Below are 20267 nucleotides of genomic sequence, written 5' to 3'. Positions count from 1 at the left end.
AATCTGTACCGATCCCTGGAGGGACCATGCACCACCACCACCCCCATTCCGCGCGTCCGGCGCGCAAGCTGCTCAGCTGTGCGCTGGCCAGCTGCCTGCTGCTGGGCGCCGCGCCTGCGTTCGCGCAAGGCACCGGCGCCACCATCCGCGGCCAGGTCACGGTCGACGCGGCACCGGCCGCACAGGCGCAGGTCACCGCGACCAATCTGGCCACCGGCCTGACCCGTACCGTGCAGGCGAGCAACGGCGGCTATGCGCTCGGTGGCCTGCCACCGGGTTCGTACCGGATCGATGTCAGCGCCAACGGCCAGACCAGCACGCAGAACGTCACCGTGCAGGTCGGCCAGACGGCAACCCTGAATCTGGGCGTCGGCGGCGAGCCGGCCACGGCCGACGCTGGTAACGCCACCACGCTGGATGCGGTGCAGGTCAAGGCGCCGCCGGTGCTGGTGGAAACCCGTACCTCCGAAAACGCCACCTACATTTCCAACGTGCAGATCCAGAACCTGCCGCGTGCCACGCGCAACTTCCTGGAACTGGCCGACACCGTGCCGAACGTGCAGTTCACTCGCGAGGCCAACGGCACCACCAAGGTGCGCTCGGGCGCCACCTCGGCCGAAGGCACCAATGTCTACATCGACGGCGTCAGCCAGAAGAACTACGTGCTGACCGGCGGCGTCAGCGGCCAGGATTCCAGCCGCGGCAACCCGTTCCCGCAGTCGGCGATCGGCGAATACAAGGTCATCACCTCCAACTACAAGGCCGAGTTCGACCAGGTCAGCGGCGCCGCCATCGTGGCCTCGTCCAAGTCCGGCACCAACGATTTCCACGGCAGCTTCTTCTGGGACACCAGCAACGATGGCTGGCGCGAAGAGAGCCCGCTGGAGAAGAAGGCCGGCGTGCGCGACGACTTCGAGGAAACCCAGTACGGCGCGACCTTCAGCGGCCCCATCCTCAAGGACAAGGCGCACTTCTTCATTGCCTATGAGGCCAAGGAGTACAGCACGCCGAACGTGGTGATTCCCGGCTCGATCTATTCGGACCGCGTCGACCAACTGCCGGCGCAGCTACAGCCGTTGGTGGTGACCTCCAGCACGCCGTTCAAGGAAGACCTGTACTTCGGCAAGATCGACTGGACCATCGGCGACAACAACCTGTTCGAGCTGACCGGCAAGTACCGCAAGGAAGACGAGCTCAACGATGTCGGCCAGACCTCGACCTACGAGCACGGCAGCATCAACGGGCAGGAAGAAAAGCGCGCCAACCTGCGCTGGCAGTACAGCGGCGCCAACTTCCTCAACGAGGCCAACCTCAGCTACGAGAGCGCCTTCTGGAACCAGGCGCCGATCAACAACGGCAACGGCTACATCCTCAGCTATACGCCGGTGCGTGGCAACGAGACCGATATCCTGGCGGCGGGCGCCGGCAGCAGCTTCCAGCGCAAGGGCCAGAAGGGCTGGACCTTCCAGGACGACCTGACCTTGAACAGCCTGGAATGGCACGGCGCACACACCGTCAAGATGGGTGTGAAGTTCAAGAGCATCGATCTGGATTCGACCCAGTTCAACCCGGCCAACCCGCAGTATTACTACAACATTCTCACCGACGTGCAAACGCCGTACCGGGTGCGCTTCGGTGCGCCGCTGGTGGAAGGTGGCGGCTCGGTGGTGTCCAAGAACAAGCAGTACGGCATCTACCTGCAGGACGACTGGGAGGTCAACGAGCACTGGACCCTCAACCTGGGCCTGCGCTACGACTACGAGCAAACCCCGGCCTTCGTGGACTTCGTCACCCCGTCCGATGTGGCCGGTGCGCTGCAGAACTGGCCGAACCTGCGCAACGCCAACTACGACATCAACGACTTCATCAGCACCGGCAACAACCGCAAGGCGTTCAACGATGCCTGGCAGCCGCGTCTGGGCGCCTCCTACGACCTGTTCGGCGACCAGGCCCACGTGATCTATGGCGGCGCCGGCCGTGCGTATGACCGCAACATCTTCGATTACCTGGCCCTGGAGCAGCTCAACAACTCCTTCAATTCCTACAGTTACTACTTCACCAGCGCCAACAACCCCGCCTGCCTGGGCGACCCGTGCACGGCCTGGAATCCGGCCTACAACAGCCAGGAAGGGTTGAACACGCTGACCGCCAACAGCACCGGCGGTGGTGGGCGCGAGGTCTACCTGATCGACAACACCCTCAAGACCCCGTATTCGGACCAATTCAGCATCGGCATGCGCAACATGGTGCCGCTGTGGGGCCAGGACTGGTTCACCGACGTGACCCTGAGCCGCATCGAAAGCCACGACGGCTTCGCCTTCGTGCGCGGCAACCGCCTGCCGGACGGCTCGTTCTTCCAGCCGGGCACCACCTCCGGCGTGCCGACCGACGGGCCGGATGGTTACAGCGCCATCGTGCTGGGCACCAATGGCGTGGAAACCCGCAACAACCAGCTCGCGCTGCAGGTCGAAAAGCCCTTCGACGAAGAATCCGGTTGGGGCCTGACGGTGGCCTACACCTACTCCGATGCCAAGGAAAACCGCCAGTTCGGCGAGCACTACGCGCTGGACCGCGAACGCATCCAGGACTACGGCTGGCGTGAAGCCGGCGGCATCCCGAAGAATCGCCTGGTGGTCACCGGCATCTACGAGCTTCCGTACCAGGTCAAGCTGTCCGGCAAGCTGTCGCTGGCCAGCCAGACCGCGCGCTACGGCCAGAACTGCCTTGCCGGCAACGACCAGTGCGACATCATCCAGTTCAAGCCGGATGGCACGCTGGGCTACAAGGAATTCAGCATTGCCGCCAATAAAGAATGGGATACCGGCGCAGGTGTCACATTCAATGTGCGTGCGGATATCCTCAACGTGTTCAACTGGGTCAATTACGCCGCCTTCAACGGCGATACCGGAACATTGCAGGACTTGAACACGGCTTACGGCACGCCGACCGGTGTGCTGGCATCGCCGATGCGTACCTTCCGTCTGGCCTTTGGCCTGAACTGGTGAGGTGCTCGACCGCCCTGGCTGCACGGCCAGGGCGGTCGAACTCGGCGCCTGGATAGGGTAGGTTTGCGTGCGAGATGTAATCGATTACACAAGTGGGGGGCGGATGGACAGGGGCAACACGTCGGGTTGGTTGACGATTCCACTCTTGCTGGGTGCGCTGGTACTGGCGTCCTGCAAACAGGCCGAGGAACCCAAGGTGGCCGAACGCAAGGCGCCAGTGAAAGTGATCCTGATCGAGGCGCAGTTGCCGCCCAAACCGGTCAAGCCGCCGCTGCCGCCACTGTTTTCGGATATCGAACGCCGCACCTTCCAGTTCTTCTGGGACACCACCAACGAGGTCAACGGACTGTCGCCGGACCGGTTTCCGTCGCGCCCGTTCGCCAGCATCGCCTCGGTAGGCTTTGCGCTGACCGCGTATCCGATCGGCATCGAGAACGGCTGGATCAGCCGTAATCAGGCGATCGACCGCACCCTGACCACACTGAAATTCTTCCGCGACGCCCCGATGGGGCCGCAGCGGACCGGTAGGGCCGGCTACAAGGGCTTCTACTACCACTTTCTGGACATGCAGCAGGGCAATCGCTACGACAGCTGGGTCGAGCTGTCCAGCGTGGACACCGCGCTGCTGATGATGGGCGTGTTGTTCACCCAGTCGTACTACGACGGCGAAGACCCGCGCGAGAAAGAAATCCGTCAGATCGCCGATGCGCTGTACAAGCGCGTGGACTGGCGCTGGCTGCAACAGCGTGCGCCGCTGATCTCGATGGGCTGGTTCCCGGAGAGCGGCTTCATCGACCACGACTGGATGGGCTACAACGAGGCGATGATGCTGTACATCCTCGCGCTGGGCTCGCCCACCCATGGCGTGGATCCGGAGGCGTGGACCAGCTGGACGCGCACCTACAACAACGATTGGGGCGTTTACCAGGGCCAGGAATACCTGTCCTTCGGCCCGCTGTTCGGCCACCAATACAGCCATGTCTGGATCGACTTCCGCGATATCCAGGACCAGTACATGCGCGAACGCGGCATCGACTACTTCCTCAACAGCCGCCGCGCCACCCTGGCGCAGCGCGACTACGCCATCGATAACCCGATGAAGTGGAAGGACTACGGCGAGAACGTCTGGGGCCTGACCGCCGGCGACGGCCCGCAGAACACCAGCCAGGAATACCGTGGCGAGCAGCGCCAGTTCCGCCACTACTCCTCGCGCGGCGCCGGCCTGCGCGAGAACTTCGACGACGGCACCATCGCACCGACCGCGGCGATCTCCTCGATCGTGTTCGCCCCGGAAGTGGTGATCCCGGCCACCGAAGAAATGCACAAGCGCTATGGCGACTATCTGTACTCCAGCTATGGCTTCCTGGATTCGTTCAACCCCAGCTTCAACTACGACATCCCGCTCAAGACCGGGCGCATGGTGCCGAACCGCGGCTGGGTGGCGGGCGACTACATCGGCATCGACCAGGGCCCGATCCTGACCATGATCGCCAACTACCAGAACGAGTTCGTCTGGAACGTGATGAAGAAGAGCCCCTATATCCGCGCCGGTCTGGAACGCGCCGGCTTCACCGGTGGCTGGCTCACCCCCGAGGGGGAGCCGCAGCCGCTGCCGCAGAAGGACGAGCAGAAGGCCGCCGCGCGCGCGCTGGGCATGGCCGAATCGCGTGCCGCCGCCGCGCAGGCGCAGCAAGATCCCTCGCAACGCCAAAACTCCACGCAACGCCCAAAACCCGAGTAACCCGTGCGCCTTTTGAAACTGTTGATGCTGGCCGCCACCCTGTGTGCAGGTGTGGCCGGATGCGATCGCTCCGATCCCGCCAAGACCACCGTGCGCTTCTGGGCGATGGGCAAGGAGGCCGAAGTGGTGGCCGAGCTGGTGGCCGACTTCGAGAAGCAGAACCCGGACATCCAGGTCGATGTGCAGAACATCCCGATGACCGCGGCACACGAAAAACTGCTCACCGCCTTCGCCGCCGATGGCTTGCCGGACGTGTGCCAGCTCGGCAACACCTGGCTGCCGGAATTCGCCCTGCTGGACACGCTGGAGCCGATGCAGCCGTACGTGGCGCGCTCGACAATCGTCGACCCGGCCGATTATTTCCCCGGCGTGTGGGACACCAATGTGGTCGATGGCACCCTGTACGGCGTGCCGTGGTATGTGGACACCCGGCTGCTGTTCTATCGCAAGGACCTGTTGCGCGAGGCCGGCTACAGCGAAATGCCCAAGACCTGGGCCGAGATGGAACAGGTGATGGCAGCGATCAAGCGCAAGGTCGGCCCCGACCGTTACGCCATCCTGATGCCGCTCAACGAGTTCGAGCAGCAGCTGTCCTTCGCGCTGCAGCAGGACGACCGCCTGCTGCGCGACCACGACAACTACGGCAACTTCCGCGGCGAAGGGTTTCGCAAGGCGCTGGCGTTCTACGACGGCATGTACCAGAAGGGCTGGGCACCGAAGGTGTCCGAGACCCAGGTCTCCAACGTCTGGTACGAGTTCTTCAACGGCTATTACGCGTTCTATCTGTCTGGCCCGTGGAACGTGCGCGAGTTCAAGCTGCGCCAGCCGCCGGGCATGGAAGGCAAGTGGGGCACTGCGCCACTGCCGGGGCCCAACGGCCTGGGCGCGGGCATCGCCGGCGGTTCCAGCCTGGTGATCTTCAAGTCCTCGCAGCACAAGGACGCCAGCTGGAAGCTGATTCAATACCTGTCCCAGCCCACGGTGCAGGCGCGCTTCCATGCCATCATCGGCGACCTGCCGCCGCGGCGTAGTACCTGGAAGCTGCCGTCACTTGCCAATGACGAACTGGCGCATGCGTTTGGCGACCAGCTCGAGCGGGTCAAGGCCACGCCGAAGGTGCTGGAGTGGGAGCGCATCGTGCAGGAAATGCGCCTGGTGACCGAGCGCGTGGTGCGCGGCGGTCAATCGCACGAGGCCGCCGTGCAGGAGCTGGATCAACGCGTGGACGACATCCTGGCCAAGCGCCGCTGGATTTTTGAACAGGAGGGCGGCCATGTCGGCCCGGCCGGTGAATCTGCCGCGCTTCCCGCAGCCCAGGCCGCGCCAGCGCAGGGAGGTGCCCGATGATGCGCCGCAATTCGGTCGCCGGCTGGGTGTTCGCCGCACCCTCGATCATGGTGCTGGGCATGTTCTTCGGCGTGCCGGTGTTCGCCGCGCTGGTGCTCAGCGTCACCGACTTCGACCTGTACGCGCTGGCCGACAGCAGCCACCTGCGCTTCGTCGGCCTGGGCAACTACATCGAGCTGCTGCAGACGCCGCTGTTCTGGAAGTCGCTGTGGAATACCACCTACTTCGTGCTGCTGGGCGTGCCGATGTCGATCGGCGTGTCGCTGGGTGCGGCCTTGCTGCTCAACGCCAAGGCCTCGCGCTTCAAGGCGCTGTTCCGCACTGCCTTGTTCGCGCCGGTGGTCACCACGCTGGTGGCGGTGGCGGTGATCTGGCGTTACCTGTTCCATATCAAATACGGCCTGGTCAACTTCGGGCTGAGCCATCTCGGCATCGCCCCGATCGACTGGCTGGGCGATCCGCGCTGGGCCATGCCGACCATCATGCTGTTCGCGGTGTGGAAGAACTTCGGCTACAACATGGTGATCTTCCTGGCCGGCTTGCAGGCGATCCCGCAGGACCTGTACGAAGCCGCGCGCATCGATGGCGCGTCGCGCTGGAAGCAGTTCCTGCACATCACCTTGCCGATGCTCGGCCCGGTGCTGATGGTGGTGGGCGTGATCACCATCTCCGGTTACTTCCAGCTGTTCGCCGAACCGTATGTGATGACCCGCGGCGACCCACTGCAGAGCACCGTCAGCGTGCTGTATTTCATGTTCGAAGAAGGCTTCAAATGGTGGAACCTCGGCCGTGCGTCGGCGGTGGCGTTCCTGTTGTTCCTGATCATCCTGGCGGTGACCACCGTGATGCTGCGCTTTGGCCGCAAGAAGGACCTGATATGAGTCGTGATGTCGGCGAGTCGCGCTGGAATGCCGTGCTGATCAACGGCGGCCTGCTGGTGCTGGCCCTGATCAGCTTGGCACCATTGCTGTGGATGCTGTCGGTGTCGTTCATGCCCACGGGCGAGGCCAGCCGGTTTCCGCCACCGATGCTGCCGTCGGCGTTCACCACGGCCAACTACCACGAGCTGTTCGCGCGCACCGGCATGGCGCGCAACTTCGCCAACAGCCTGCTGGTGTCCGGGCTGATCACGCTCGGCTCGCTGCTGATCAACACCATGGCCGGCTATGCGTTCGCCAAGCTGCAGTTCGTCGGCCGCGAGCGCATCTTCAAGATCCTGATGGCGGCGCTGGTGATCCCGGCGCAGGTGGCGATGCTGCCGCTGTTCCTGCTGATGAAGCAGCTGCATCTGGTCAACAATATCGGCGGGGTGGTGGTGCCGGCGTTGGCCACGGTGTTCGGCATCTTCCTGGTACGCCAGTACGCGCGCAGCATTCCCGATGAGCTGATCGAGGCCGCGCGCATCGACGGTGCCAGCGAGATGCGCATCTTCTTCCAGATCGTGTTGCCGATGCTCAAGCCGGTGCTGGTCACCCTGACCATCTTCACCTTCATGGGCTCATGGAACGACTTCATGTGGCCGCTGATCGTGCTGACCGACCAGGAGCAATACACCTTGCCGGTGGCGCTGGCGGCGCTGTCGCGCGAACACATCATGGACGTGGAGCTGATGATGGCCGGTGCGGTGGTGACGGTGATTCCGGTGCTGCTATTGTTCCTGGCGCTGCAGCGTTACTACATCCAAGGTCTTCTGCTGGGGAGTGTGAAGGGGTGAAACCAGTGTTCCTGCGACTGTGTGCCATGGCCGCTTTCGTCACGTCTGCGGGCACAGCGCAGGCGCAGGAGCGCGTGCTCGACGGCTTCAACGACGTCGGCGCCTGGCGCCTGGTGGTGTCCAACCAGGTCAGTGGTTCGCTGCGGCCGATCGCCACGCCCTCGGGTGGACATGCGCTGTGCATGGACTACAACTTCAATGGCGTGTCCGGCTATGTCGGCATTCGTCGCAATTTGCCGATCACCTATCCGGACAATTACCGGATGTCGTTCGCCGTGCGCGGCGAGTCGCCCTCCAACGACCTGCAGCTCAAGCTGATCGACGCCAGCGGCGACAACGTGTGGTGGGTCAACCGGCCGGGCTTCAACTTCCCGAAGAACTGGACCACGTTCAACTACCGCAAGCGCAACATCGAAAAAGCCTGGGGCCCGGGTGCGGACAAGCAACTGCGCAGCAGCGCGGATGTGGAATTCACCATCTACAACAAGGTGGGCGGCAAGGGCACGGTGTGCTTCGACCGCCTGACGTTGACGCCGCTGCCGCCAGAGGACACCTCGCCGCTGAAGGCCGAGGCCATCGCCGATACCGCGCCGGCGCTGCAACAACGCCTGGCCGACGGCAAGCCGGAGACCTTCTGGCTCAGTGGCGCGGTCAAGCAGCAGACCGTCACCCTGGACCTGGGCAAGGTGCGTGAATTCGGCGGCGCGGTGGTGCAGTGGGTGCCCGGCCTGCAGGCATCGCAATATGCAGTGCGCTCCTCCAGCGACGGACGTAGCTGGCGCGATCTGCGCACCGTCACCGCCGGTGCCGGGGGCACCGACTGGCTGGCCTTGCCCGATACCGAAGCGCGCTACCTGCGCTTCGACCTCAAGGACGGCCCGAACTGGCGCTACGGCATCAAGGAAGTGCAGCTGCAACCGTTGGCGTTCGCGGCCACGCCCAACGACTTCATCAAGTCGCTGGCGGCGCAATTGCCACGCGGCAGTTATCCGCGCGGCTTCTCCGGCGAACAGCCGTACTGGACTATTCTCGGTCTGGACGGCGGCACCGAACAGGGCCTGATCGGCGAAGACGGTGCGGTGGAAGTGGGCAAGGGCGGTTTCAGCATCGAACCGTTCGTGGTCACCGGCGGCAAGCTGCTGCACTGGTCCGACGTCAGCAGCGAGCAAAGCCTGCAGGACGACTACCTGCCGATTCCCAGCGTCGACTGGCACCACGACCTGATGAACCTGCGCGTCACTGCATTCGTGCAGGGTACCCCGGAGCAGGCGCAACTGGTCGCGCGCTACCAGCTGCACAACACCGGCAAGGACGCACGCGAGTTCACCCTGGCCCTGGCGGTGCGTCCGTTCCAGGTCAATCCGCCGTCGCAGTTCCTCAATACCCTGGGCGGCGTCAGCCGGATCGAACAGCTCACCGTCGATGGCGCCCAGGTCAGCGTCAACGGCAAGCCGCGCGTGTTCGCGGCGCAGCGCCCGGATGCCGGCTTCGCCAGTGCCTTCGACAGCGGCATGGACGTCAGCCATCTCACCGCCGCCACGCCGCCCACCACGACCCAGGTCAAGGACGAAACCGGCCTGGCCTCGGGTGTGCTGCTGTATCGCTGGAAGCTGGAACCGGGCCAACGCCGCGAGGTGGCGCTGGTGATCCCGCAGACCGGCACTGCGCAGTTGCCTGCCGGCTTCGATGCGGAGGCTGCGCAACAACAGGTTGCGCAGCAGTGGCGCGGCAAGCTCGATCGCGTGCGCATCAGCGTGCCGGCCGAAGGCAAGCCGGTGGTCGATACCTTGCGTACGGCGCTGGCGCACATGCTGATCTCGCGCATCGGCCCGCGTCTGCAGCCGGGCACGCGCTCGTACTCGCGTAGCTGGATCCGCGACGGCGCAATGATCTCCGAAGGGCTGTTGCGGCTCGGCCGCGAAGACGTGGTGCGCGACTACGTGGACTGGTTCGCGCCGTATCAATTCGCCGATGGCATGGTGCCGTGCTGCGTGGACGACCGCGGCAGCGACCCGGTGCCGGAGAACGACAGCCATGGCGAGCTGATCTACAACATCGCCGAGTACTACCGCTACACCGGCGACAGGGCGTTCCTGGAGAAGATGTGGCCGCACGTCACCGGCGCGGTCGACTACATGGAAAAACTGCGCGCCAGCGAACGCACCGAAGACAACTTCATGCGCAACCCGGCCTTCTACGGAATGATGCCGGTGTCGATCAGCCATGAAGGCTATTCGGCCAAGCCGGTGCATTCTTACTGGGACAACTTCTGGGCGCTGCGCGGCTACAAGGACGCGGCGATGCTGGCCGGCGCGCTCGACAAGCCGGACGATGTCGCCCGCTTCGGCGCTGCACGCGATGAGTTCAGCGGTGACCTGATCGCCTCGCTGGGTGCGGCAGTACGCCAGCACAGCCTGGATTTTTTGCCCGGCTCGGCCGAGCTTGGCGATTTCGATGCCACCTCCACCACCATCGCGCTGACCCCGGGCGGCGAACAACAGCGGTTGCCGCAGGACTTGTTGAGCAACACCTTCGAGCGTTACTGGAAGGAATTTTCCGACCGTCGCGACAGCAAGCGCGAATGGAAGGACTACACCCCCTACGAGTGGCGCAACGTCGCCGCGTTCGTGCGCCTGGGCTGGCGCGAGCGTGCCTGGGACGCCACCGCGTTCTTCTTCAAGGATCGCGCACCGCAGCCGTGGAACCAGTGGGCCGAAGTGGTCTCGCGCACGCCGCGTAAACCGTTCTTCGTCGGCGACCTGCCGCATGCCTGGGTGGCCTCGGACTTCGTGCGCTCGGTGCTGGACATGTTCGCCTATACCCGCGAATCGGATCAGAGCGTGGTGATCGCCGCCGGTACCCCGACGCGCTGGTTCGAAGGCAAGGGGATCGGCATCGCCGAACTGCGCACGCCTTACGGACGCCTCAACTACACCTTGCAGCGCAGCGAAAAACAGCTGGTGCTGCAGCTGCAGCCTGGCCTGCTGATGCCGCCGGGTGGCGTGGTGTTCGCCTGGCCGTACCAGGGCGAACCCGGCAAGGCCAGCGTCAATGGCGAAACCGTGGACTGGCTCAACGGCGAGCTGCGCATCCAGCAACTGCCGGCCACGGTGCAGATCGATGTGCCCAGCGCGGTGCGGCGGGCCGAAAAGGCCACGCAATGACGCGCGTGCCTTGTCCGGGACGGGCAGGGCAGTGGCGCCCTTTTGGCGTGATGCTGGCTGCGGTGGCGCTGTGGATGGCGTGCGCTGCCGCTGCCCAGGCAGCGCCGGCACAATCGCAGCTCCAGACGGATCAAGCGCAACAGCGCGGCGCCGCCGTGGTTACGAGTTCAGGGTCGGCGACTGCTTCCACCACGCAGTCGCGCGAGGTGACCCTGGTCACGCTCAACCTGCACCACGACCGTGAGGACTGGCCGGGCCGTCGCGCGCATATCGCCAAGGAGCTCAGGCAGCTGGCGCCGGACGTGATCGCACTGCAGGAGGTCATCGAGCGGCGCGGCAGCGTGGAAAACCAGGCCACTTGGCTGGCGCGCAAGCTGGGCTACGAGGTGATGTTCGCCTCGGTCGATCCCATCGGTGCACCCAAGCGCTACGGCAATGCGCTGCTGAGCCGACGCAAGGTGCTGGCCGGCCACCAGCGCCTGCTGCAGCCGCTGGACGACTATCGCGTTGCCGCGCATCTGCAGGTGGATGTCGACGGCCAGCCGGTCAATATCTACGTCACCCATCTCAACGAACGCGCCGATGCGCGCGGCACCGCCACGCGAACGCGCCAGGTGGCCGATCTGCTGGAGTTCATTGGCTCCACCAGTGCACAGGCGCCGATGGTGATCGCCGGCGATTTCAATACCGCCGCCGATGCGCTGGACCTGGAGGCGCTACGCAAAGGTTATGGCGACAGCTACGGCAGCGTGCATCGCAACGGCGCTGCCGAGGCAAGCACCTTGAACCTGCATGTCTTCGGCACGCCGGCGCGCATCGATCACGTGTTCTTCCAGCAGAACCGTCTGCTTGCACGCGAAGCGCGCATCCTGTTCGACACCCCGTATGCCGAAGGTCGCTGGGCATCGGATCACTATGGCGTGTGGGTACGCCTGCAGTTGGCACCGCTGGCGCAGTCCGCGCCGTAGCAGCGCGCAAGCGATAGCGGCCGTTGGAGCGCACCCGGGCGCGATGGGGCGCTACCGGTAATGCTTCATCGCGCCCGGGCGCGCTCCTGCGGCAAGCGACGGCGCAGCGCCACCATCCTCACCCATGCAGGCGATTGAAGATCTGCACGCCGGCCAGCCACACCCCGGCCATGCTGCCGAAATTGGTCAGCAAAAAAGTCAGCACCACGCGCGACACGCGATTGCGGTACCAGCCGCGCAGCGTCTGCGCGTCGTCGCGCAGCGACAGGAAATCGCCATAGGCCGGTTTGCGCATATGGACCTCGACCAGCGCGGCAAATGCCCCGGTCGGCACGCTCAGCCGGAACGGTTTGAACGGTGCCACCACCGCCGCGGTCAGGATGCTCAGCGGGTGGCTGCCGGCCAGCAGGCAGCCCAGTGCCGCCATGCCACCGGTATACATCGCCCATTGCAGCAGCAAGTCGGCGCCCATGCTCAGGCCGCCGCGCCAGAAGCCGATGCCGATCCCGGCAATGATCACCGCCAGAATGCCCAGCGTGATCCAGGGCACGCGCTTGCGCTGCTGCACGAATTCCAGCGACTCGCGCAACGGGCCGGGCGCATCGGTGTCCTGCTCCAGGTGCCGCGCAAGTCCGGCCAGGTGGCCGGCGCCCACGACCGCCAGCACCTCGCGCCGGCCGCCGTCGGCTTCCTCGCGCAGGCGCGTGGCCATGTAACGATCACGCTCGGCGATCACGGTCTCGTACAGCTCGGGGCTTTCGCTGGCGAAATCGCCGAAGCTCGCCTCCAGCATGTCGCCCTGCTTGAGCTTTTCGATCTCTTCCTCGCCCACCTCGTCGGCGGCGAACAGGCCACCGAGCAGGCCACCGGCCAGCTTCATCTTGCCGAAGAAGCCCAGCCGTCCGGAGGCGCGCTTGAAGGTCAGCCCGACTTCGCGGTCGATCAGATATACCGGCAACCCTTGCGCGCGTGCCAGATTGACGGCCTCCTTCAATTCGGCGCCCGGCTCGATGCCCAATTGTTTGGCCAGCCGGCGCTGATACGCCGCCAGCGCAAGATTGGCCGCAAACAGCGCCACGCGCCCTTTGCGGATCACCTGCACCAGATCCAGGCGGGCTAGCGCATCCGGGTCGCTGAGCGCCTGCAGCCGCTGCGTATCCAGTTCCACGGCCACCGCGTCGTAACGGCCACTGCCGATCGCCCGTTGCACCGCGGCCACGCTGGCCAGCGACACATGCGCGGTACCCAGCAGGGTGTAGCGCACACCATCGCGTTCGACGATGCGATGCGGCTGGCCGGACAGCGCATCGTCCAGAACGTGGGGGAGCTGCTCAGTCATGGGGGTATTCATCAGAAGGAGGGGTGGTGTCGCCGGAGCCGAGTGCGCGTTGCATCTGCACACTGTCCAGCCAGCGACCGTGCTTGCGGCCGATCCCGCTGAAGACTCCGACCGTGCGGAATCCAAAACGTTCATGCAGCCGGCGCGAGGCCTGGTTGTCGGCATCGCCGATCACCGCAATCATCTGCCGGTAGCCGCGTTGTTCGCACAGTGCGATCAGTTCGCCGAGCCGGGCGCTGCCGATGCCGTGGCCCTGCTGGCCTTCGGCCACGTAGATCGAGTTCTCCACGGTCCAGCGGTAGCCTGCACGCGCGCGGTAACTGCCTGCATACGCGTAGCCGACCACCGCACCATCGCGTTCTGCGACCAGGTAGGGGTAGCCCGCATCCACCACGGCGTCCACGCGTGAGCGCATCTGCTCGCTGGATGGCGCGCTGTATTCGTAGGTATTGCACCCGGCGATCTGCTCCGCATAGATCGCAGTGATCGCCGGGATGTCCGCCGCGCGGACAGCACGCAACTCGACGCGCATGCGGTCAGTCGATGTAGCGCTTGAGCAGGTCGCCATACGCATCGATACGCCGGTCGCGCAGGAACGGCCAGATGCGGCGCACGTGTTCGCTGCGCTGCAGATCGACATCGCAGATCAGCACGGTCGGCTCCTGGCCGGCTTCGGCAATGAACTCGCCCTGCGGTCCCAGCACATGGCTGTTGCCCCAGAACTGGATGCCCGATGCGCCCAGCGGCGAGGGCTCGTGGCCGACGCGGTTGCACGACAGCACCGGCACGCCATTGGCGACCGCATGCCCACGATGGCTCAGGATCCACGCATCGCGCTGACGCTCCTGCTCGGGTTGCTGGTCGTCCGGGTCCCAGCCGATTGCGGTGGGGTAGAGCAGCAGCTCCGCACCGGCCAGCGCCATCAACCGCGCCGCTTCCGGATACCATTGGTCCCAGCACACCAGCACGCCCAGGCGGCCCACCGAGGTGTCGATCGGCGTAAAGCCCAGATCGCCCGGAGTGAAGTAGAACTTCTCGTAGAAGCCCGGGTCGTCGGGGATGTGCATCTTGCGGTACTTGCCGAGCAGGCGGCCGTCGGTTTCGAACACCACCGCCGTGTTGTGATACAGGCCGGCCGCGCGCCGCTCGAACAGCGAGGCGACCAGCACCACGCCGTGTTGCCTGGCCAGCGCGCTGAGGCGCTCGGTGCTCGGGCCGGGAATCGGCTCGGCCAGATCGAATTCCTCCACCGACTCGTGCTGGCAGAAATACGCACCGTTGTGCAGTTCCTGCAACAGCACCAGCTTGGCGCCCTGCGCGGCGGCTTCGGCCACGCGCGATTCGATGACGGCCAGGTTGGCCTCGGCGTCGCCGTGGTTGCGCTCCTGGATCAGCGCGACGGAAAGGAGATGACGGGTCATGGCTACATCCAACTGGGAGACGCGCTACGGTAGCGCGTCATGGCGGAACACCGGCCTGCCGGCCGGAACAGGAACGACACGGCGCATGGATCGCCGCAACGAATGCGAGGGCTAGGCGGCCAGCAGGCCGGCCGGCAACTGCATGGTCAGGCAGTGCAGGCTGCCGTTCTGCCAGATCAGCGCACGGCAGGGCACCGGCACGATCTCATGCTGCGGAAAGGCGTCGGCCAGCACAGCCTGCGCGGCAGCATCGGCCGGATCGCCATAGGCCGGCATCAACACCGCACCATTGACGATCAGGAAGTTGGCGTAGGACGCGGCCAGGCGGCGGCCCTGGTCGAGAATCGGCTGTGCCCACGGCAGCACGAACAGGCGGTATGGCTGGCCATCGGCGGTGCGCAGTGCGGCCAGTTCGGCCCCCATCGCCTGCAGCTCGGTGTAATGCGAATCGCCGGGGACATCACAGCCCTGGTAGACGATCGCATCCGGGCCGGCAAAGCGCGCCAGCGTGTCGATGTGCGCATCGGTGTCGTCGCCTTCCAGGTAGCCATGGTCCAGCCACAGCACGCGATCCTGCGACAGCCATGCAGCAAGATCACTGCTCAGCGATTCGCGGCTGCGCTGCGGGTGGCGCTCGTGCAGGCACTTCCAGGTGGTCAGCAAGGTGCCGGCGCCATCGGTTTCGATCGCACCGCCTTCCAGCGCGAAATCCACGGTCTGCACCGAGGCGGGCACGAACACCTGCGCCGCATCCAGCGAACTCACCAACTGGTCGTCCAGGCTGGCTTCGAACTTGCCGCCCCAGCCGGTGAAGCGGAAATCCATCAGCCGGAAGCCGGCATCCTGGCGCAGCGTGATCGGGCCCGAATCGCGCAGCCAGGTGTCGTTATAGGCGGCCACCACGAAACGCACGCGCGCCATGTCCAGCCGCGCCGAGCGCAGCCGCGCCTCGGCATAGATCTGCAGATCGTCGTCGGCCACGCAGATGACCACCGGCTCGAAGCGGGCGATCGCCGTCACCAACGCGATATAGGTCTCTTCCACATCGGCCAGGCGCTCGGCCCAGTCGGTGCCGGCGTGTGGCCACGCGATCAACACGGCGGATTGGGGTTCCCATTCGGCGGGGAAGCGAAGACGGTCGGTCATGCCTGGCAATACTCATCTTGGTGTCCGGGCAACCGCCCGGACGTTCATCGATACCCTGCACCCGGGTGCAGGCTCTTGCGATCCTGACGCACAGTCACGCGTCAGGCCTTGGTGCAGATTCGCAGCGCCACATGTCCGGCTGCTGACGGATGCAGCAGGCCGACATGCCAGACCGCTGAGCCAGTGGTGTGGCATGCAGATGCCTGCCTGTACTGGCGGCCGAGCGTGGGGGCGATTACTTGATCGGCGGCTTCGGCCCAATCTCGTTGGCATCGGCCTGGTTTGCCACCACGTCGATCACCTTGCTCTTTTCGAAGTACACGGTGAACGCCGGGTACACCCAGCGATGGATCGTCGGCCACTGGCGCTTCTGGCCGCCACGCGGGTCGAGCTTTTCCTGCGGCGTGCCGTAACGGCTTTCCACCTGGCTCATGCTGTCGCCACGCAAGGGCAGGGCGGCGGCGGGTGTCTGCTGTGCACGATCGATCAGCAGCGTGTCGGCCGACGCGACGGCACTGATCCCCATCAGTGCGATCGTCAGCATGATCGGCGGCATCACAAACAAACGGTTGCGCATGTCATCTACTCCCCAGTCGACAAGATTCAAGATGGTGATTACAGCAAAAAACCGCGACAGGCGTTGATGCCGGTCGCGCAGCGCCCGGTGATGCAGTCCGGCGCTGCGGCGAGCGGCCTGGGTGTTGACGGTCCGGCCGACTGTCCGGCAGTCGCACGCCGACCAAGAAAAAACCGCCCGGAGGGCGGCTTTCTCGGGTCTTCCACGCGCCGCAAAGGCTTAGCGCTGACGCGCCTTGAAACGCGGGTTCGACTTGCAGATCACGAAGACCTTGCCGCGGCGGCGGACCACCTTGCAGTCGCGGTGACGGGTCTTCGCAGACTTCAGGGAGGACAGGACTTTCATGGCACACCTCGGTGTAAACGGTTGGGTTCGATGGGAAGAGTGCCCACGGTTCGAGGGTGCACTCGCAATTAAGCCGGCAATTCTAACCGGCTTTTCGTCGTGCTTTCAAGTGGTTGCAGCGCAGTGGCGGCGAGCGGCGTTACACTACCGCCTGATGCCCTTCCGGAAACCTGAATGACCGACCTGTCGCCTGTTCTCACCATCGATGGCCCGTCCGGTGCCGGCAAGGGCACGGTCAGCCGGATCGTGGCCACCCGCCTGGGCTGGCATTACCTCGATTCGGGCGCACTGTACCGCGCGGTGGGTGTGGCGGCGAGCTGGGCCGATCTGGATGTGTCCGACCCGGCCGCGCTGGTGCGCTGTACCTTCGATACGCGCGTGGAATTCGATGACGCAGGCGAGGCGGGGCTGCGGGTGTTGGTCAACGGGGTGGATGCCACCAGCGAATTGCGCCTGGAAACCACTGGCGCACTGGCGTCAGCCATTGCCGCGATCCCGGAGGTCCGGACTGCCCTGAAGGAGCGCCAGCGCGCATTCAGGCGCGCGCCCGGGCTGGTTGCCGACGGTCGCGACATGGGCACGGTGATCTTCCCCGATGCCGCCTTCAAGGTGTTCCTGACCGCCAGTGCCGAAGAACGTGCGGGCCGTCGCCATAAACAGTTGATGGAAAAGGGTGTTTCGGTTATCTTTGACGACCTGCTGCGCGAGATCATGGCCCGAGATGCCAGGGATGCGCAGCGGGTGGTGGCGCCATTGCGGCCGGCCGAAGACGCCGTGCTGATCGATACCAGCGGAATCGGGATCGAGGATGTCGCCCAGCGTGTGGTCGGGTTGCTAGCAGACCGCGCGCCGTCGTAAGCGTTTCCCAAGCGGGTTTGTCCCGCCGACCGTAAGGCGTTCCAAAGCTCCGTCGCGCATCCTGCGTGGCGGTTCTACTACTTCCAATCCGACCCGTTGTTGGGGTCGACCAACAGGCTGGGCGGTCCGTCTCTGTCGCAATCCGACGATCGGCGCCCGTGTGTTCAACTGAGTAAATTCAAATGACAGAATCTTTTGCAGAACTGTTCGAAGCCAGTCAAGCCAATCTGGCGAAGCTGAAGCCGGGCTCCATCGTCACCGGTACCGTCGTGGAAGTGCGCGGCGACGTGGTGGTGATCAACGCTGGCCTGAAGTCCGAAGGCATCGTGCCGATCGAGCAGTTCCGTAACGACGCTGGCGAGATCGATGTGGGCGTGGGCGACCAGGTCAAGGTTGCGCTGGACTCCATCGAAAACGGCTTCGGCGAGACCGTGTTGTCGCGCGAGAAGGCCAAGCGCGCGATGGTGTGGGACGAACTGGAAGAAGCGTTGGAAAAGAACGAAACCATCACCGGCCGCATCAGCGGCAAGGTCAAGGGTGGTTTCACCGTGGACATCAAGGATGTCCGCGCGTTCCTGCCTGGTTCGCTGGTGGATGTGCGCCCGGTGCGCGACCCGGCCTACCTGGAAGGCAAGGAGCTCGAGTTCAAGCTGATCAAGCTGGACCGCAAGCGCAACAACGTCGTGGTGTCGCGTCGTGCAGTGGTCGAGAGCGAGCACTCGGAAGAGCGCGAGCAGCTGATGGACAAGCTGCAGGAAGGCGCGATCCTGAAGGGTGTCGTCAAGAACCTGACCGATTACGGCGCATTCGTGGACCTGGGCGGTATCGACGGCCTGCTGCACATCACCGACATGGCCTGGAAGCGCGTGCGCCATCCGTCCGAAGTCGTCAACGTCGGCGACGAGCTGGACGTGCGCGTGCTGAAGTTCGATCGCGAGCGTAACCGCGTCAGCCTCGGCCTGAAGCAGCTGGGCGAAGATCCGTGGGACAACATCGCCCGCCGTTACCCGGCCAACAGCCGCGTGTTCGGCAAGGTCTCCAACGTCACCGATTACGGCGCATTCGTCGAGATCGAGCCGGGCGTCGAAGGCCTGGTGCACGTCTCGGAGATGGATTGGACCAACAAGAACGTCAACCCGTCCAAGGTCGTGCAGGTGGGTGACGAAGTCGAAGTGATGGTGCTGGATGTCGACGAGGAGCGTCGCCGCATCTCGCTGGGCATGAAGCAGGTTGCCGCCAATCCGTGGGAAACCTTCGCTGCGACCCACAAGAAGAACGACAAGGTGTCCGGTCAGATCAAGTCGATCACCGACTTCGGCATCTTCATCGGTCTGGACGGCGGCATCGACGGCCTGGTGCACCTGTCCGACATCAGCTGGAACACCACCGGCGAAGATGTGGTGCGCAACTACAAGAAGGGCGACACGCTGGAAGCCGTGGTGCTGGCAGTGGACCCGGAACGCGAGCGCATCAGCCTGGGCGTCAAGCAGCTGGAGCAGGACCCGTTCGGCCAGTACATGGCCTCCAACCCGAAGGGTTCGAAGGTCGAAGGCGTGGTGCGTGAAGTGGATGCCAAGGGCGCCACGATCGACCTGGCCGATGGCATCGAAGGCTACGTCGCTGCACGCGACATCGCCAACGAGCGTGTGGACGATGCGACCCAGCACCTGAAGGTCGGCGACAAGATCGAAGCCAAGTTCGTGGGCATGGACCGCAAGGGCCGCACCCTGCAGCTGTCGATCAAGGCCAAGGACGATGCCGAAATGCGCGAAACGCTGGAGGAGTACCAGTCCTCCGCTGCGTCGGGCGGCATGACGCAGCTGGGCGCGCTGCTGCGTGCGCAGTTGAACAACAACAAGTCCGAGTAAGCGCGTAGCGCTCTTGCGAGCGTGATGGATCGGCCCGGGCTTGCCCGGGCCGATTCCGATGTGTCAGTCGAAAAAAGCAAGTCTTCCCATGACCAAGTCCGAATTGATTGAAATCCTGGCGCGACGCCAAGCGCATCTGAAGTCGGACGATGTGGATCTGGCAGTCAAGTCGCTGCTGGAGATGATGGGGCAGGCGCTGTCCGATGGTGATCGGATCGAAATCCGCGGGTTCGGCAGTTTCTCGCTGCATTACCGCCCGCCACGGTTGGGGCGCAATCCCAAGACCGGCGAATCGGTCGCGTTGCCGGGCAAGCATGTTCCGCACTTCAAGCCAGGCAAGGAATTGCGCGAGCGCGTCAGCTCCGTGGTACCGGTCGATCTGGCCGATGCGGCAGACTGACGGCAGCTCTACCGCTGCGTTTATGTCGGCTCGGTTAAGCTAGGCCCCTTCCCGACGGAGTCTCGCGATGAAGGTGTTTCGCTTGCTGGTGATGCTGGCATTCCTGTTGGTCGGCCTGATCATCGGTGCGGTCAATTCCCAGGACGTCACTCTCGATTTCCTGTTTTCCAGTGTGCATACGACCTCCGGGGTCGCGATCATCGTCGCGCTGCTGGTCGGTGTGTTGATCGGTGCCGGCATGGTGCTGGTCAGCGTGGTCATTCCCCTCTATTCCAAGCTGCGCCAGGCCAACAAGGCTGTCGTGGTCAGTCGTGCCGACGCCAGGCCTGTTGCGCCTGCCGCCGTCGAGCCGCGCCCCCTCGATGGACTTTGAG

General features: G+C 64.7%; 17 protein-coding genes. 11 read left to right on the top strand and 6 right to left on the bottom strand.

What is annotated here, in order from left to right; translation table 11 throughout:
* The first annotated feature begins 26 nt into the window (after positions 1-26).
* The 7 genes from HG421_RS09235 (at position 27) to HG421_RS09205 (ending at position 11939) form a co-directional block, all read left to right on the top strand.
* Entirely contained in the window at positions 27-3005 is a 2979-nt protein-coding gene (locus HG421_RS09235; protein WP_169706135.1) for a TonB-dependent receptor, read from the top strand.
* A gap of 103 nt (positions 3006-3108) precedes the next feature.
* Complete coding sequence (locus HG421_RS09230) at positions 3109-4746, top strand: glucoamylase family protein (protein ID WP_169706134.1); 1638 nt, start codon at positions 3109-3111, stop codon at positions 4744-4746.
* Positions 4747-4749: 3 nt separating this feature from the next.
* Complete coding sequence (locus HG421_RS09225; protein WP_169706133.1) at positions 4750-6093, top strand: sugar ABC transporter substrate-binding protein; 1344 nt, start codon at positions 4750-4752, stop codon at positions 6091-6093.
* Complete coding sequence (locus tag HG421_RS09220; RefSeq protein WP_211161799.1) at positions 6090-6974, top strand: carbohydrate ABC transporter permease; 885 nt, start codon at positions 6090-6092, stop codon at positions 6972-6974. The genes HG421_RS09225 and HG421_RS09220 overlap by 4 nt, the downstream gene beginning before the upstream one ends.
* Positions 6971-7807 carry a carbohydrate ABC transporter permease gene (locus HG421_RS09215; protein WP_039412596.1) on the top strand — a complete coding sequence of 279 codons (837 nt, stop codon included), beginning with the start codon at positions 6971-6973 and terminating at the stop codon, positions 7805-7807. The genes HG421_RS09220 and HG421_RS09215 overlap by 4 nt, the downstream gene beginning before the upstream one ends.
* A 26-nt stretch (positions 7808-7833) precedes the next feature.
* Positions 7834-10971 carry a discoidin domain-containing protein gene (locus tag HG421_RS09210; RefSeq protein WP_169706131.1) on the top strand — a complete coding sequence of 1046 codons (3138 nt, stop codon included), beginning with the start codon at positions 7834-7836 and terminating at the stop codon, positions 10969-10971.
* A 74-nt stretch (positions 10972-11045) separates the two neighbouring features.
* On the top strand, positions 11046-11939 hold the full coding sequence (locus HG421_RS09205; protein WP_169708143.1) for an endonuclease/exonuclease/phosphatase family protein: 894 nt from the start codon (positions 11046-11048) through the stop codon (positions 11937-11939).
* Positions 11940-12057: 118 nt separating this feature from the next.
* Here HG421_RS09205 and HG421_RS09200 read toward each other — a convergent pair whose 3' ends face one another.
* The 6 genes from HG421_RS09200 to ykgO all read right to left on the bottom strand — a co-directional run bounded on the left by HG421_RS09200 (position 12058) and on the right by ykgO (position 16767).
* Positions 12058-13290 (bottom strand): TraB/GumN family protein, encoded by a 1233-nt coding sequence (locus HG421_RS09200; RefSeq protein ID WP_169706130.1) that lies wholly within the window; start codon positions 13288-13290, stop codon positions 12058-12060.
* A complete protein-coding gene (locus HG421_RS09195) occupies positions 13271-13810 on the bottom strand; it encodes a GNAT family N-acetyltransferase (protein WP_169706129.1) in 540 nt (179 codons plus the stop codon). The genes HG421_RS09200 and HG421_RS09195 overlap by 20 nt, the downstream gene beginning before the upstream one ends.
* 4 nt (positions 13811-13814) lie before the next feature.
* Entirely contained in the window at positions 13815-14699 is an 885-nt protein-coding gene (locus HG421_RS09190; protein WP_169706128.1) for a carbon-nitrogen hydrolase, read from the bottom strand.
* 111 nt (positions 14700-14810) lie between these two features.
* Entirely contained in the window at positions 14811-15845 is a 1035-nt protein-coding gene (locus HG421_RS09185; protein WP_169706127.1) for an agmatine deiminase family protein, read from the bottom strand.
* 235 nt (positions 15846-16080) lie between these two features.
* Positions 16081-16422 (bottom strand): hypothetical protein, encoded by a 342-nt coding sequence (locus HG421_RS09180; protein ID WP_169706126.1) that lies wholly within the window; start codon positions 16420-16422, stop codon positions 16081-16083.
* A 219-nt stretch (positions 16423-16641) separates the two neighbouring features.
* Positions 16642-16767 carry a type B 50S ribosomal protein L36 gene (ykgO, locus tag HG421_RS09175; RefSeq protein ID WP_005913193.1) on the bottom strand — a complete coding sequence of 42 codons (126 nt, stop codon included), beginning with the start codon at positions 16765-16767 and terminating at the stop codon, positions 16642-16644.
* Between the two features lie 174 nt (positions 16768-16941).
* Here ykgO and cmk point away from each other — a divergent pair, with 174 nt between their 5' ends.
* The 4 genes from cmk to HG421_RS09155 all read left to right on the top strand — a co-directional run bounded on the left by cmk (position 16942) and on the right by HG421_RS09155 (position 20266).
* Positions 16942-17625 (top strand): (d)CMP kinase, encoded by a 684-nt coding sequence (gene cmk / locus HG421_RS09170; RefSeq protein WP_169706125.1) that lies wholly within the window; start codon positions 16942-16944, stop codon positions 17623-17625.
* A 182-nt stretch (positions 17626-17807) separates the two neighbouring features.
* Entirely contained in the window at positions 17808-19493 is a 1686-nt protein-coding gene (gene rpsA, locus HG421_RS09165) for a 30S ribosomal protein S1 (RefSeq protein ID WP_029220061.1), read from the top strand.
* An 88-nt stretch (positions 19494-19581) separates the two neighbouring features.
* Entirely contained in the window at positions 19582-19893 is a 312-nt protein-coding gene (locus HG421_RS09160) for an integration host factor subunit beta (RefSeq protein ID WP_002805779.1), read from the top strand.
* Positions 19894-19960: 67 nt separating this feature from the next.
* The gene (locus HG421_RS09155; RefSeq protein WP_064510730.1) at positions 19961-20266 is read left to right on the top strand and encodes a lipopolysaccharide assembly protein LapA domain-containing protein; all 306 of its coding nucleotides are present in this window, start codon (positions 19961-19963) and stop codon (positions 20264-20266) included.
* Position 20267: the final 1 nt, after the last annotated feature.

It is taken from the genome of Xanthomonas campestris pv. badrii (genome assembly GCF_012848175.1).
Taxonomy (GTDB): Bacteria; Pseudomonadota; Gammaproteobacteria; order Xanthomonadales; family Xanthomonadaceae; genus Xanthomonas; species Xanthomonas campestris_C.
This window is presented reverse-complemented; position numbering and strand designations above follow the sequence as displayed.

Bases quoted from the DNA above. Each gene is read 5' to 3' on its own strand.
- HG421_RS09235 (WP_169706135.1), top strand. From the start codon at position 27: ATGCACCACCACCACCCCCATTCCGCGCGTCCGGCGCGCAAGCTGCTC.
- HG421_RS09230 (WP_169706134.1), top strand. From the start codon at position 3,109: ATGGACAGGGGCAACACGTCGGGTTGGTTGACGATTCCACTCTTGCTG.
- HG421_RS09220 (WP_211161799.1), top strand. From the start codon at position 6,090: ATGATGCGCCGCAATTCGGTCGCCGGCTGGGTGTTCGCCGCACCCTCG.
- HG421_RS09215 (WP_039412596.1), top strand. From the start codon at position 6,971: ATGAGTCGTGATGTCGGCGAGTCGCGCTGGAATGCCGTGCTGATCAAC.
- HG421_RS09210 (WP_169706131.1), top strand. From the start codon at position 7,834: ATGGCCGCTTTCGTCACGTCTGCGGGCACAGCGCAGGCGCAGGAGCGC.
- HG421_RS09205 (WP_169708143.1), top strand. From the start codon at position 11,046: ATGGCGTGCGCTGCCGCTGCCCAGGCAGCGCCGGCACAATCGCAGCTC.
- HG421_RS09200 (WP_169706130.1), bottom strand. From the start codon at position 13,290: ATGAATACCCCCATGACTGAGCAGCTCCCCCACGTTCTGGACGATGCG.
- HG421_RS09195 (WP_169706129.1), bottom strand. From the start codon at position 13,810: ATGCGCGTCGAGTTGCGTGCTGTCCGCGCGGCGGACATCCCGGCGATC.
- HG421_RS09190 (WP_169706128.1), bottom strand. From the start codon at position 14,699: ATGACCCGTCATCTCCTTTCCGTCGCGCTGATCCAGGAGCGCAACCAC.
- HG421_RS09185 (WP_169706127.1), bottom strand. From the start codon at position 15,845: ATGACCGACCGTCTTCGCTTCCCCGCCGAATGGGAACCCCAATCCGCC.
- HG421_RS09180 (WP_169706126.1), bottom strand. From the start codon at position 16,422: ATGCGCAACCGTTTGTTTGTGATGCCGCCGATCATGCTGACGATCGCA.
- ykgO (WP_005913193.1), bottom strand. From the start codon at position 16,767: ATGAAAGTCCTGTCCTCCCTGAAGTCTGCGAAGACCCGTCACCGCGAC.
- cmk (WP_169706125.1), top strand. From the start codon at position 16,942: ATGACCGACCTGTCGCCTGTTCTCACCATCGATGGCCCGTCCGGTGCC.
- rpsA (WP_029220061.1), top strand. From the start codon at position 17,808: ATGACAGAATCTTTTGCAGAACTGTTCGAAGCCAGTCAAGCCAATCTG.
- HG421_RS09160 (WP_002805779.1), top strand. From the start codon at position 19,582: ATGACCAAGTCCGAATTGATTGAAATCCTGGCGCGACGCCAAGCGCAT.
- HG421_RS09155 (WP_064510730.1), top strand. From the start codon at position 19,961: ATGAAGGTGTTTCGCTTGCTGGTGATGCTGGCATTCCTGTTGGTCGGC.